Here is a 12,784-nt window from a genome sequence, read left to right as displayed (position 1 = left end):
CCAAACTGCTGTCGGTGATCGGCGGCCTGCTCGCACTCGGGTTGGCCGGAGCCGGTTCCGGCGCAGTCAGTTTCCAGGGTGCCTCGGCCGCGCAGGCCCGAGTCGACGCCGCCCGTGCCATGTTCTTCCCGAGGCCGTGAGGGGTGCTGGCATGAGTGAGAGCAAGACTCAGAACACTTCGCGGTCCTACCGGCGGGTGGCCGCCGCGGTGGATGCCGTCTGCGCCGTGGCGGCGGACTCCGACGCCACCACCCTCGATGAGGTGGTGCTCGCCATCGCGAGCGAGCGGCGCCGCGAAATCGAAATCGCCAGTGCGCAATTGGGTCCCGGCGTGTGCGGTCAGCGCAGGCTCTACCCCGATCGCGATGTGATCGTGCTCGCCCAGTCGCTGCCGAGCCGGGAGCACACCCTCGCACATGAGTTGGGGCACATCGTGTTCAATCACGAGGGGGCACCCGCGCCCGAGGTGACGCTAGAGGCCAGCGACGATCTGATCGCGTACATGCTGAGCCAGCGGGCGCACCAGCAGATCGTCGACGACGGCGCGGACGAGCTCGCCGAGTGGGAGGCCGAGACTTTCGCCGCCATGTTGATGACCAGACTCCGCGTGTTCAACAGCCGTGGCGCAGGCGTCTCGGTCCTTCGATTCGATGAGGCTCTGGGATGACCCTCTGGTTGACGGCACTGCTGGTGTGGATGGCGGCAGGAGCCCGGGTGGGACGGGTGCTGGTCAAGCCCGCGACGACGGCCCGGGTGGCCATCGTGGTCGCGGTCGCCGCCGTCGCGCTGGCCGCCACCGTCGCGGTCCCCGAGATCGCCGTGGCCATCGACAATCTGCGGCCGCAGGGCGTGCGCGCGGGCTGGCTCTCCGACGGTGTCGTGGTGTCGGCCTGGATCGTCTTCATCGCCGCCACCTCGGTGGTCGCCTTCGCCGCCTGGCCGATCTGCTCCCGGCAGAACCTGCGTCAGGTCGCCATGGCGATCTACAGCATCGGCATCGTCTCGGTGACCATCACCATCGCCTGGTCGTTCACCTTCGGCTGGGAGGTTGTCACGCTCGGCGCGCTGTTCATCGTCATCACCGGCCTGCGCAACCTCGACTGGACCACGCTCGGCCGGGGTATCGCGATCTACACCACCGGAACCGCGGTCGTCGCGGGCCTTGCGGTGCTGGAGATTCAGCGCGCGTTCACCGATGCGCCGCCGGTGCCGCCGGGTCAGCCGAACTGGGCGTGGCAGGCGTGGGAAGTGGCGAGTCTGCTCATCGCGTTCGGCGCGATATGGATCGTGGTGGAGTTGTGGGTGCGCGCGCGGCTGCTGCTGCGCCAGATCAAGCTGCTGCACCGCATCATGGTCGGCCGGTTCCCCGAGGTGGTCGCGCACGACCAGACCGGTACGTCGACTCAGCTGCGCGCGTCCGATCAGGTGGCGCAGATCATGGACGCTCTCTACCTCCAGTCCGGCGGTGGGGTGGTGCTCGCCGCGGTGGCACCGCCGCCGCGGTCGGTCGCCGAGCGCGCGGAGACGGTGGCGCAGTGGGCGCGAAACCCGTTGGGCGATGTGGCGCTGGACGCACGGTGGATTGCTCCGCCCGAGGGGATTAGTCCCCGCGGCTGGGTCCAGGCCATCGCTCGGGCCTATGACGCGACAACCCTGGAACCTGTTCGAAATTGAGCACACGCGCCGCGGGCGCGTATTCCGCGTACCGCTGAGTGTGGTTGCCGGCCGGTGTCGTACACCCGGCTGAGTTCTGCGCTGGACTCGATGAGTTACCCGCGTTCACCCGAAATCAGTTGTCCGCGGAAATCTTACGGGCGCACAAGTTCGAGAATTGTCGAATGTGCGTGCATCTACTGATGATCGAGCATCGCCAGAGGCCTTGACAGGGCATGCCCCTATTTTCTCGGGCATGCCCACTTGCTTCACGTATTGGACGCACACATAACACAGCACAGTGCGACCCGGAGGGTCGCACTGTGCTTCCGTGCAAGAGAACCTATTCGGTGCCATCCGGAGGAATTTCGGGCAAGCCTTCGCTTGCCCGCAACTTCTCCGCCATGGACGTGAGGAGGTTCTGAGATTCTTCGGACAGGTCGAACGCTCTACTCGACAGCCGTCGCAGTCCGTAGCCCTGCAGCTGGGACAGCAACTCAAGATCGTGATCGATCTTGGCGGCATAGATGTCGTTGAAGAAGTAGTCCGGCTTGACCTTGAAGAACTTCGCCAGGGCGGCCACCGTCTCATCGGACGGGTTCGTCCGTTGTCCCGACCGCAACTGCGACAGGTACGGTTTCGAGATCGGATGTCCGGAGGCCGTCAGCGCAGCCGCAACCTCCGCGTTGGTGTGCGGCTTACGCCCCGGGGGATGCACGGTTTCGAACAGCTTGTTCAGCCGCGCCGCGAAATCAGCCATTGTGAGCCGCCCAATTCCCTTCGCTGTACTAACAGTCGTTATCTCGGATACGTATCATTGATATTAGCGGCTCAGTAACTGAAAACCTACGCCTGATTCCGGATTTCCTTGAAGCTTCTAGGTGCCGGTCCGGCGAAGGTACTGCGACCGTTGCGTTTGCGGGTCACCCCAACGGCTCTCGAGAAGCCGAGGTACGGACCGGTTCTGGCCCGTCGTGGAGGTCTTCCCGGACACAATCCTGATAGCGGAAAGATAGCTGACGTCTCATCTAGTTGCAAGTCGAGCCAGATGTGTGGCGTACGACACGTTTCCGGGCCTGGGAGATGAACGTTCAACAAACCGGTTTCGAGGGGTCGACGGCGCTAAATCCGCTCGATGATCGTCCCTGTCGCCAATGCGCCACCGGCACACATCAGCACCATGGCGGTGCTGCGGCCGGTTCGCTCCAGCTCGTGCAAAGCCGTTGTGATGAGCCGGGATCCGGTCGAGCCCACCGGATGGCCGAGCGCGATGGCGCCACCGTTCACGTTGACCCGGTCCATGTCCGGCTGATGCACCGACGCCCAGGACAGCGCCACCGAGGCGAAGGCCTCGTTGATTTCGAACAGATCGATGTCCCCGATGCTCATCCCGGACCGCTCCAGCAGGCGTGAGCAGGCCTGTACCGGGCCGTCGAGATGGAACTCCGGCTCGGCGCCGACGAGGGCCTGGCTGACGATCCGCGCCCTGGGGCGCAATCCGGCTCGCTGCGCGGCCTTTTCGTTCATCAGCAGTACCGCGGCGGCGCCGTCGGAGATCTGCGACGAGCTGCCCGCGGTATGGATGCCGCCCTCCAGCACCGGCTTCAGCTTGGCCAGGCCCTCGACGGTCGTCTCGCGCAGGCCTTGGTCGCGTGACACGTCCAGCTTCTCGCCGGTCGGGCTTCCCGCCTTGTCCACGGCGGGCGCGGTGACGGTGAGCACCTCGCGGTCGAAACGCCCCTCGGCCCAGGCCTGTCCGGCCAGCCGCTGCGAGCGGGCGCCGAACGCGTCGACGTCGGCGCGAGTGATGCCGCGCCGCTTGGCAATCCGCTCGGCCGCCTCGAACTGGTTGGGCAGGTCGATGTTCCAGGACGCCGGCCTGCGCGGTCCGGCGTGCTCGCCGACATTGGCGCCCAACGGAACTCGGCTCATCGCCTCGATGCCGCAGGCGACGCCGATGTCGATCGCGCCGGTCGCGATGAGGCCGGCGATGAGGTGGTTGGCCTGCTGGGCCGAGCCGCACTGGGCGTCGATGGTGGTCGCGCCGACCTGCCAGGGCAGCCCGGCGTGTAGCCAGGCGACGCGCGTCACATTGTTGGACTGCTCACCCGCCTGGGTGACGCAGCCGCCGATCACCTGCTCGACCTGTGCCGGATCCAGGTGGGCGCGCTCGAGCAGTCCGCGCTGCGCGAGGCCGAGTAGTTCGGCGGCGTGCAGGCCGGACAGCCAGCCGCCGCGCTTGCCGATGGGGGTGCGAGCGGCCTCGACGATGACGGGTGTGCCCATGTCCAACCTTTCTATGGGACGGAAAACTGAAACGAGTTCTCCAAGGATTCGAGGTGGTTCTGTCCGGTTTCTTTCCTGATACAGCCACCTATGCTTCAATGATTATAGAACGTGTTTCAGTTTGTCGAAGGAGACATCTGGTGGTAGACCCTCGGAATGTCCGGCCGAATCTGCCGGACGGATTCGACGTCACAGACCCCGACATCTACGCCGAGCGGGTTCCCGTCGAGGAGTTCGCCGAGCTGCGTCGCACCGCACCGGTCTGGTGGAACCCACAGCCGGTGGAGGTCAGTGGCTTCCGGGACGAGGGCTTCTGGGTGGTCAGCAAGCACGCTGATGTCAAAGAGGTATCACGGCGCAGCGACGTGTTCTCGACTTTCGAGAACACCGCCATCCCGCGCTTCAACGACGACATCACCCGCGAGCAGATCGAGCTGCAGCGGTTCGTCCTGATCAACAAGGACGCCCCGGAGCACACCAAGCTGCGCAAGATCATCGCGCGCGGCTTCACCCCCCGCGCGATCAACGGCCTGCGCGCCGAACTCTCGGCGCGCGCGGAATCGATCGTCAAGGCGGCCGCCGCCTCGGGGACCGGTGACTTCGTCACCCAGATCGCCTGCGAACTGCCGCTGCAGGCGATCGCCGAACTGATCGGCGTCCCGCAGGAAGACCGGATGAAGGTGTTCACCTGGTCGAACGACATGACCGGCTATGACGACCCGGACAACGACGCCGATCCGGTCATGGCCTCCGCCGAAATCCTGGGCTACGCATACCAAATGGCCGCGGCCCGCAAGGAATGTCCGGCCAACGATCTGGTCACCACGTTGATCGAGGCGGATGTCGACGGCGACAAGCTCAGCGAGGAGGAGTTCGGCTTCTTCGTGATCATGCTGGCCGTGGCGGGCAACGAGACCACGCGCAATGCCATCACGCACGGCATGAACGCCTTCATGGAGAACCCGGACCAGTGGGAACTGTTCAAGAAGGAACGTCCCGCCACCGCCGCCGACGAGATCATCCGGTGGGCCACGCCGGTCACCTCGTTCCAGCGGACCGCGCTGGAAGACACCGAGCTCGGCGGCGTGCAGATCAAGAAGGGCGAGCGGCTGGTCATGCTGTACCGCTCGGCCAACTTCGACGAGGACGTCTTCGAGAATCCGGAGCGGTTCGACATCCTGCGAAAGGACAACCCGCACTTGTCCTTCGGCGGCACCGGCGCCCACTTCTGCGTCGGCGCGAACCTGGCCAGGCTGGAGGTCGACCTGATCTTCAACGCCATCGCCGATCACCTGCCCGATATCAGCAAGTTGGGTGAGCCGAAGCGGCTGCGCTCGGGCTGGCTCAACGGGATCAAGGAATTCCCGGTCGACTTCAAGGGCTGTCCCGTCACGCACTGAGGCCGGTACCTCGAAAAGGGCCCTCGCACTGAAGATTTCATCCGGTGCGAGGGCCCTTCGGCCGTTGCGGTGCGCTCAGCCGACCTTCTTCGCGGTGGACATCGCGCGTTCGACCTCCCAAAATGCCCGCAGCGCAGCGATTTTGCCGGAGTCGTCGACCCGGTAGGTGAAGACACCGTCGGCGTCGATCTGATGGCCGCCGAGGGTGCTGCGGATGGTCCCGGTGAACGCGATCTCGTTCCCGCACGCGAACGAGTCGCCGAACAGGAACTCGATGGACTCCGTCTGTGCGATCGCCTTGTCCCAGAACGCCGCGATCGCCTCCTTGCCGCGGTGCCCCTTGCCCTCCGGGTCGAAACCCGAAGGGCCGATGGGGTCTTCGACAATGCCGTCCTCGGCGAACAGTGCGACCCACGCCGCCTTGTCCCTGGCCCGCACCGCGGCCTGGGACGCGAGCCCGGCAGTCCGCGCCGGATGGTCGGTTGTCATGCCGATACCTCCGCGACGATCGGTGCTTCGATGTTCGCCGCGGCGAATCGGCGCAGCGAGTCCTGTTTGGCGGCGAGTTCGCCGTCGAAGCCGATGCCGTCGAAGAGCCAGGGCACCACGATGGCGTCGGTCACGCCCGCGTTCGCGAGATCCTGATAGCCGGATCGGCCGAACCGGTCGACGCACACCGCCTGGAGCTCGAACGGCTGGTCCCCGCGCCCGAATTCGGCGCGCAGCGCGTCGAGCTTGCCGATGGTGTGGCACAGCTCGTCGTAGGTCATCATCGCCGAGGTCCAGCCGTCGCCCACCCGGGCCGCCCGCCGCAGCGCGGCCTCGGTGTGGCCGCCGACGTAGAACGGCACCGGCTCGGTCGGGGCCGGGCTGACCTGCAGTTGATCGAAATCGAAGAACTCGCCGTGGAATTCGACCATGCCGCCGCCCAGCACCAGCTTGATGACCTCGATCATCTCGTCGACCCGCGCGCCGCGGCGGGCGTAGGGCACCCCGCACCACTCGAATTCCTCCGGCGCCCAGCCGATTCCCACACCGAAGCCGAAGCGGTTGCCGGAAAGGTTGGCCACCGACCCGACCTGGCGGGCCAGCAGCAGCGGGTTACGCGACCCGAGCTTGAGCACGTTGGTATAGAACCGGATCCGACTGGTCACCATCGCCATCGCGGTCGCCCCGATGAGCGGGTCGACCCAGGGTGTCTCCGGACCCCAGAACCGGCTCCCGTCGGCGGTATACGGGTACTTCGCCGCCGCGGACTTCATGTAGAACAGCGAGTCCGGCAGCGCGATCGACGAGAACCCGCACTCCTCAGCGGTTTTCGCCAGCTCGGGCAGCTGGTCCAGTGGGCTCAGCGCGATGCCGAGGGTGAACTTCAGCGGGGTCATCGCTTATCAGCCCCGACCACCCACATCGAGAAGTACTGGGACCCGCCACCATAGGCGTGGCCGAAGGCTTTACGCGCACCCTCGACCTGGTAGGCGCCGGCCCGGCCCATGACCTGCTTGGCCGCCTCGGCGAATCGGATGAGCCCCGACGCGCCGATCGGGTTGGAGGAGAGCACCCCGCCGGACGGGTTGACCGGCAGAATGCCGCCGATCTCGGTCTCGCCCTTGTCGGTGAGTTTCCAGCCGTCACCCTGCGGCACGAAGCCGAGGTTTTCCAGCCACATCGGTTCGAACCAGGAGAACGGCACATAGATCTCCGCCACGTCGATCTCGCTGAGCGGGTCGCTGATCCCGGCGGCTTTCCACAGCGCGGCCGCGGCATCCTGGCCGGCCTGCGGGTTCACCTGATCGCGTCCGGCGAAGGTGGTCGGCTCGGTGCGCATCGCGGTGCCGTGCACCCACGCGACCTTCTTGCCGGTGGCCTCGACGGCGGTCGCCGCCTCTTCGTCGCCGAGCACGATGGCGCACGCGCCGTCCGAGGACGGGCAGGTCTCGTCGAAACGGATGGGGTCCCACAGCATTTGCGAGGCCAGCACCGATTCCAGCGTGATGTCCGGCTGTTTCAGGTGCGCCAGCGGGTTCTTGGCGCCGTTGCGCCGATCCTTGACCGCGACCATCGCGCCGATGTGGCTCGGCGCGTTGGAGCGCCGGATGTAGGAACGCACGTGCGGGGCGAAGTAGCCGCCCGCGCCCGCGCCGACCGGCATGGTGAACGGCACCGGAATCGACAACGCCCACATGGCATTCGACTCCGACTGCTTTTCCCACGCGATCGCGAGGACGCGCTTGTGCACACCGGCCTGCACCAGATTGGCGGCGACCACGCCGGTGGAGCCGCCGACCGAACCGGCGGTGTGCACGCGCAACAGCGGTTTTCCGGTGGCGCCCAACGCATCCGCGAGATACAGCTCGGGCATCATGACGCCCTCGAACAGGTCCGGCGCCTTACCGACCACCACCGCGTCGATGTCGGCGATGGTGAGGCCGGCGTCGACGAGTGCGCGATCAATGGCTTCACGGCACATGCCCGCCATCGATACATCGGTTCTTTTCGTCACGTGATGGGTTTGTCCGGTGCCGAGCACCGCAGCCGGAAAGCTCATCGGCTCGCCTCCGAATTCAGTACTGTCACAAGGTTTTGCTGCAACGCGGGCCCACTGGTGGCGTGCGCGAGTGCGCGATTCGCCGAGCCGTCCATGATCGCGTTGGCCGCGAAGCCGATCCGCTCCAGCCCGGCGGCGAACATCGGGTTCGCGGCGAGCGCACCGCCCGAAGGGTTCACCTTGGTGCCGTTCTTCAGGCCGATGGCCTCGGCGAGGATCAGCTGCTGATGACTGAACGGCGCGTGCAACTCGGCCACGTCGAAGTGGGCGTCGCCACCGGTAACCGCCTGTGCGGCAGCCGATGTGGAGGGAGAGACGGTGAGGTCGCGCGCGCCGAGCATCGGCGTATCCACCCGGTGCGCCATGCCGGTGATCCACGCGGGGCGCTCGCAGAGTTCGCGGGCCCGGTCGCCGATGGCGAGCACGATCGCGGCGGCGCCGTCGGTGATCGGGGCGACGTCGTGGGCGCGCAGTGGATCGGCGATATACGGTGCGTCGAGCAGGCTTTCGGCCGGTGTCGCCCGGCCGCCGGCAGCTAACGCGTCCGCGGCCACTGCCGCCATATCGCGTTCGGTCCAGCGGCCCGCGTCCAGCCCGGCCCTGGCCTGCAGGCCGGCGATGGACCAGGCGTCCGGCCACAGCGGCGTCACCAGGTACGGATCCAGCTGCATGGTGAGCACCTGGCGCAGCGTGCCCGCCGATGATTTACCGAAGCCGTACACCAGCGCCGTCTCCGCCTGTCCCGAGCGCAGTTTCACCCACGCCTCGTACAGCGCCCATGCCGCGTCCATCTCTACGTGCGATTCGTTGATCGGCGGTACCGCGCCGATCGCATCGATTGCGGAGATGAACGAAAAGGCGCGCCCGGCAAGGTAATCCGAGGAGCCTGAGCACCAGAAGTCGATGTCGGACTTGGTGATGCCGAGCTGGCGGTAGAGCTGCTGGAAGCAGGGCACCAGCATCTCCACGCCATTGGTGGTGCCGAAGGTCTCCGGCACGTGCGGCGCGTGGGCGAAACCCACGACCGCGATGTCGGTTCCGTTGTCAGTCAACGTGCGCCTCTCTCAGAGGTGGTGCTTGTAGGTCTCGTAGTCGGCATCCGGCTCGCCGGTGGGGCGGAAGTGGTCCACGTTCTCCAGCCCATAGCCCCACTCCTCGCGCGGCTTCCATACCGCCTCCACGCGCATGCCCATCCGCACTTCGCTTGCCTCGCAACCGAGTACGAGATGCAGCACCGGGATGTCCGCGCCGTCCAGCAGCACGTAGGCCGCGACGTACGGCGGCTTGATCCGCTGACCCAGGAACGGCACGTTCACGATGCAGAACGTGGTGACCGTGCCGCGGTCGGGCAGCTCGACGACCTCGTCGGTGGGCCTGCCGTCGGTCGGGTTCGCCCCGCGCGGCGGGAAGTACACCTTGCCGGCGGCGTCGGTGCGCCCGCCGAGCAGCTTGCCCTCGGCGAGTCCGCGCAGGTAGACGGTCTCCTGCGGGGAGGCGGTGTGCTTGTAGGCCAGGTCGACCGGGGTGGTGAGCATCGTGATCGGCTCGCCGTCGACGGCGGCCGCGGTGCTGTCGGACTTTTCACCGGGCTCGAAGCAGGCGATGTCGTGGATGGTTCCGGTGGTCTCGGCGGCCCACCGCACCGCTACCCGCATGCCGGTCCGCATGTCCTCGGGCGTGGCGACGTCGACCGCGTGCAGCAGCGCGGTGTCCGCGCCGTCCAGCCGGATCAGTGCCCAGGCGAACGGCCGGTCGAACGGCTGCCCGGGCAGCGGCTCGCGCACCCAGGTCCAGGATTCGACGGTGCCGACCGCGGCGACGTCGACGAACTCGCTGAGCGGATCCGCGGTGATCGGATCGTATTCCGGCGGTGGCACCAGCACCCGGCCGTCCGACCCGCGCACCCCGACGATCTTGCGGTCGCGCAGTTTGGTCAAGAAGGTGCCGATCGTCGGTCCCACGGACCGCGTGTAGTCGAATCGCACCCGTAGGGGCGCGCTGAGCACATCAGGTGCGGCGTTCAATTCCGACCCTCTCTCATCCGCGATTACGCCGGATGCGGTATTCCCCTGAGTCACAATGTCGAGTAGAACAGGTTCTTATTCTGCTGGCAAGATGCGGTGTCGGTGACGGGCTGTGCCAGCGGCTCCGAGGTAGGAAGGTTGGAGCATGAAATTCGGATTGCAGCTCGGGTACTGGATGGCGCAGCCGCCGGGGAATGCGGGGGAGTTGGTGGTGGCGGCCGAGGACGCCGGGTTCGATGCGGTATTCGCCGCCGAATCGTGGGGATCCGACGCCTTCGGGCCCCTGACCTGGTGGGGTTCGTCCACGGAGCGGGTGCGCCTCGGTACGTCGGTGGTGCAGATGTCGGCGCGCACGCCCGCCGCGACCGCGATGCACGCGCTCACGCTCGATCATCTGAGCGGCGGCCGCGCGATTCTCGGGCTGGGGGTTTCCGGGCCGCAGGTGGTAGAGGGCTGGTACGGGCAGCCGTTCGCCAAGCCGTTGCAGCGCACCAGGGAGTACGTCGGGATCATCCGGCGGATTCTGGAGCGACAGGTGCCGGTCACCAATGACGGGCCGCACTACCCGCTGCCCTACAGCGGGCCGGGATCGACCGGGCTCGGCAAGCCGCTCAAGCCGATCGTGCACCCGCTACGTGCGGATTTGCCGATCTGGCTCGGCGCGGAAGGCCCCAAGAATGTGGCGCTCACCGCCGAGATCGCGGACGGCTGGCTCGCCATCTACTACGCTCCGCGGCTGGCGAACATGTACAACGACTGGCTCGACGAGGGTTTTGCCAGGGCGGGTGCGCGCCGGTCGCGCGCGGACTTCGAGATCGCCGCGAGCTGTCAGGTGGTGATCACCGACGACGCCGCGAGCGAGCTCGAGCGGATGCGCTGGATCATGGCGCTCTACATCGGCGGCATGGGCGCGCCGGAGCAGAATTTTCACGCCCAGGTCTATCGGCGGATGGGCTACGAGCGGGAGGTCGACGAGATCGGCAGCCTGTTCCAGGCGGGCAAGAAGGCCGAGGCGGCGGCCGCGGTGCCGGACGAGCTGATTCTGGACACCGCGATCATCGGCGACGAAGAGCATGTCCGTAAGCAACTCGGGGTCTGGTCGGCGGCCGGAGTCACCATGATGTTGGTGTCGGTTTCGGATGTCGCGCAATTACGTCGTCTCGCACCCCTTGTCGATATGTAGAACACGTTCTAGATTCAGTAAGATGACGACGCAGGAGTCAGTGAAAATTCTCGGTCTGTGGAACATTGCCGAAGCCGAACCCGATCGGATCGCCATGGTCGATCCGGCGGGCCGGGAGGTGACGTATCGCGAATTGGCCACCCTCGCCAACCGCTACGCCACCGGCCTGCGCGGCCTCGGTCTGGAAACCGGCGACGTGCTGGTGAGCATGGTGCACAACTGCGTCGAGGCGATCGCCGCCTACTTCGCGGCGTACCAGGCCGGGCTGTACATCGTCGCGGTGAACTGGCACCTCACCGGCCCGGAGGTCGCCTACATCCTGCAGGACAGTGAGGCCAAGGCGTTCCTGGCCAGCGATCGCTTCGCCGCCACCGCCAAGGCCGCCGCCGATGAGGCGGGATTGCCTGCTGCGGCGCGCTTTTCGGTGGGTGAGATCGACGGCTTCAAATCGGTGGCCTGGCTGGGCGCCGCGGACACCGGGCGACCGGCCGACCGCAGCACCGGCGCGCCGATGCTCTACACCTCCGGAACCACCGGGCGCCCCAAGGGCGTTCGCCGCCCGCTCACCGGCGCCGACCCGGATGTCGTTCCGCCGCACACCAATGCGTTCTTCGGCCTGTTCGGGCTCGCGCCGTACGACGATCATGTGCACATCTGCGGGTCGCCGCTCTATCACACCGCGGTGCTGAACTTCGCGACCATCTCGATTCAGTTGGGGCACAAGCTCGTTCTGATGGATCGCTGGGACGCCGAGGAAATGCTGCGGCTGATCGACAAGTACCGGGTGACGCACAGCCACATGGTGCCCACCCAGTTCCATCGGCTGCTGGCGCTGCCCGAGGAGGTGCGCGCCAAGTACGACGTGTCCTCGCTGCGCAGCATGGTGCACGGTGCCGCGCCCTGCCCGCAGGAGACCAAGCGGAAGATGCTCGAGTGGTGGGGCCCGACGGTCACCGAGTACTACGCGGCCACCGAGGGCGGCGGCACGGTGATCAACGGGACCGAGTGGCTGCAGAAGCCGGGCTCGGTAGGCAAGGCGTGGCCGTGGTCGGTGATCAAGGTGCTCAGCGAGGAGGACGGCTCGGAGGTACCCGCCGGTGAGCCCGGCCTGGTCTATATGCGGATGGGCGCTTCGAGTTTCGAGTACCACCACGACAAGGCCAAGACCGAGGATTCGCGCGTCGGCGACCTGTTCACCGTCGGCGACATCGGCCACCTCGACGAGGACGGCTACCTCTACCTGCACGACCGCCGCTCCGACCTGATCCTGTCCGGCGGGGTGAACATCTACCCCGCCGAGATCGAGAACGTCCTGATCACCCACCCCAAGGTCGCCGACGTCGCGGTCTTCGGTATCCCGCACCCGGATTGGGGCGCCGAGGTCAAGGCCGTCGTCCAGCCCGCCGAAGGCATCGAGGGCACCGACGAGCTCACCGCCGAGCTGCTCGCCTTCGCCGCAACCCAATTGGCGAAGTACAAGATGCCCAAGTCGGTCGACTACCTGCCCGAGCTGCCCCGCGACCCCAACGGGAAGTTGTACAAGCGCAAGCTCCGCGAGCGGTACGTCCCCGCCTCCTAGGAGGCAGACACAGTCATATGGTCGCTACCCAAGATCAGGTAGCGACCATATGACTCTGCTCGATTCGTATCTGCTTGCCGCACACCCTGACACAAAAGGTGTGCACACCCT

At 66.6% G+C, this 12,784-nt stretch carries 12 protein-coding genes; 5 read left to right on the top strand and 7 right to left on the bottom strand.

From position 1 onward, the window contains the following. Window positions 1-151: 151 nt before the first annotated feature. Both NN4_RS15775 and NN4_RS15770 read left to right on the top strand, forming a co-directional pair. Window positions 152-667: an ImmA/IrrE family metallo-endopeptidase gene (locus NN4_RS15775; RefSeq protein ID WP_107653913.1), complete on the top strand. Its 516-nt coding sequence runs from the start codon at window positions 152-154 to the stop codon at window positions 665-667. Next, window positions 664-1,674, top strand: a complete 1,011-nt coding sequence (locus tag NN4_RS15770) for a hypothetical protein (RefSeq protein WP_147131205.1) — start codon at window positions 664-666, stop codon at window positions 1,672-1,674. The genes NN4_RS15775 and NN4_RS15770 overlap by 4 nt, the downstream gene beginning before the upstream one ends. Before the next feature lie 322 nt (window positions 1,675-1,996). Here the strand turns inward: NN4_RS15770 and NN4_RS15765 are convergent, their stop codons facing one another. Together NN4_RS15765 and NN4_RS15760 are read right to left on the bottom strand one after the other, a co-directional pair. Beyond that, complete coding sequence (locus NN4_RS15765) at window positions 1,997-2,413, bottom strand: helix-turn-helix domain-containing protein (RefSeq protein WP_011207048.1); 417 nt, start codon at window positions 2,411-2,413, stop codon at window positions 1,997-1,999. Window positions 2,414-2,775: 362 nt separating this feature from the next. Continuing rightward, window positions 2,776-3,939 carry a steroid 3-ketoacyl-CoA thiolase gene (locus tag NN4_RS15760; protein ID WP_147131202.1) on the bottom strand — a complete coding sequence of 388 codons (1,164 nt, stop codon included), beginning with the start codon at window positions 3,937-3,939 and terminating at the stop codon, window positions 2,776-2,778. A 98-nt stretch (window positions 3,940-4,037) separates the two neighbouring features. Here NN4_RS15760 and NN4_RS15755 point away from each other — a divergent pair, with 98 nt between their 5' ends. Continuing rightward, the gene (locus NN4_RS15755) at window positions 4,038-5,339 is read left to right on the top strand and encodes a cytochrome P450 (RefSeq protein WP_371865657.1); all 1,302 of its coding nucleotides are present in this window, start codon (window positions 4,038-4,040) and stop codon (window positions 5,337-5,339) included. Between the two features lie 75 nt (window positions 5,340-5,414). On the opposite strand, the gene NN4_RS15750 is transcribed toward NN4_RS15755, so the two are convergent. Genes NN4_RS15750 through NN4_RS15730 form a run of 5 tightly spaced genes read right to left on the bottom strand, consistent with a single transcriptional unit; the run spans window position 5,415 to window position 9,911 of the window. Beyond that, entirely contained in the window at window positions 5,415-5,828 is a 414-nt protein-coding gene (locus tag NN4_RS15750) for a nuclear transport factor 2 family protein (RefSeq protein ID WP_147131195.1), read from the bottom strand. Then, window positions 5,825-6,715, bottom strand: coding sequence for a TIGR03619 family F420-dependent LLM class oxidoreductase (locus tag NN4_RS15745; protein ID WP_147131240.1), 891 nt, complete (start codon window positions 6,713-6,715; stop codon window positions 5,825-5,827). Before NN4_RS15745 ends, NN4_RS15750 begins: the two co-directional genes overlap by 4 nt. Before the next feature lie 5 nt (window positions 6,716-6,720). Then, a complete protein-coding gene (locus tag NN4_RS15740; protein WP_147131191.1) occupies window positions 6,721-7,887 on the bottom strand; it encodes a thiolase family protein in 1,167 nt (388 codons plus the stop codon). Next, window positions 7,884-8,939 carry a thiolase family protein gene (locus tag NN4_RS15735; RefSeq protein ID WP_147131186.1) on the bottom strand — a complete coding sequence of 352 codons (1,056 nt, stop codon included), beginning with the start codon at window positions 8,937-8,939 and terminating at the stop codon, window positions 7,884-7,886. Before NN4_RS15735 ends, NN4_RS15740 begins: the two co-directional genes overlap by 4 nt. A 12-nt stretch (window positions 8,940-8,951) precedes the next feature. Next, window positions 8,952-9,911 (bottom strand): Zn-ribbon domain-containing OB-fold protein, encoded by a 960-nt coding sequence (locus NN4_RS15730; RefSeq protein WP_246180895.1) that lies wholly within the window; start codon window positions 9,909-9,911, stop codon window positions 8,952-8,954. Window positions 9,912-10,056: 145 nt separating this feature from the next. Between NN4_RS15730 and NN4_RS15725 the strand changes: the two genes are divergently transcribed. Both NN4_RS15725 and NN4_RS15720 read left to right on the top strand, forming a co-directional pair. Next, complete coding sequence (locus tag NN4_RS15725) at window positions 10,057-11,094, top strand: LLM class F420-dependent oxidoreductase (protein ID WP_147131182.1); 1,038 nt, start codon at window positions 10,057-10,059, stop codon at window positions 11,092-11,094. A gap of 22 nt (window positions 11,095-11,116) precedes the next feature. Next, window positions 11,117-12,673, top strand: coding sequence for an acyl-CoA synthetase (locus NN4_RS15720; RefSeq protein WP_147131180.1), 1,557 nt, complete (start codon window positions 11,117-11,119; stop codon window positions 12,671-12,673). Window positions 12,674-12,784: the final 111 nt, after the last annotated feature.

It is taken from the genome of Nocardia ninae NBRC 108245, assembly GCF_007990755.1.
In the GTDB taxonomy this organism is placed as follows: Bacteria; Actinomycetota; Actinomycetes; order Mycobacteriales; family Mycobacteriaceae; genus Nocardia; species Nocardia ninae.
This window is presented reverse-complemented; position numbering and strand designations above follow the sequence as displayed.

Bases quoted from the DNA above. Each gene is read 5' to 3' on its own strand.
- NN4_RS15775 (WP_107653913.1), top strand. From the start codon at position 152: ATGAGTGAGAGCAAGACTCAGAACACTTCGCGGTCCTACCGGCGGGTG.
- NN4_RS15770 (WP_147131205.1), top strand. From the start codon at position 664: ATGACCCTCTGGTTGACGGCACTGCTGGTGTGGATGGCGGCAGGAGCC.
- NN4_RS15765 (WP_011207048.1), bottom strand. From the start codon at position 2,413: ATGGCTGATTTCGCGGCGCGGCTGAACAAGCTGTTCGAAACCGTGCAT.
- NN4_RS15760 (WP_147131202.1), bottom strand. From the start codon at position 3,939: ATGGGCACACCCGTCATCGTCGAGGCCGCTCGCACCCCCATCGGCAAG.
- NN4_RS15755 (WP_371865657.1), top strand. From the start codon at position 4,038: ATGATTATAGAACGTGTTTCAGTTTGTCGAAGGAGACATCTGGTGGTA.
- NN4_RS15750 (WP_147131195.1), bottom strand. From the start codon at position 5,828: ATGACAACCGACCATCCGGCGCGGACTGCCGGGCTCGCGTCCCAGGCC.
- NN4_RS15740 (WP_147131191.1), bottom strand. From the start codon at position 7,887: ATGAGCTTTCCGGCTGCGGTGCTCGGCACCGGACAAACCCATCACGTG.
- NN4_RS15725 (WP_147131182.1), top strand. From the start codon at position 10,057: ATGAAATTCGGATTGCAGCTCGGGTACTGGATGGCGCAGCCGCCGGGG.
- NN4_RS15720 (WP_147131180.1), top strand. From the start codon at position 11,117: ATGACGACGCAGGAGTCAGTGAAAATTCTCGGTCTGTGGAACATTGCC.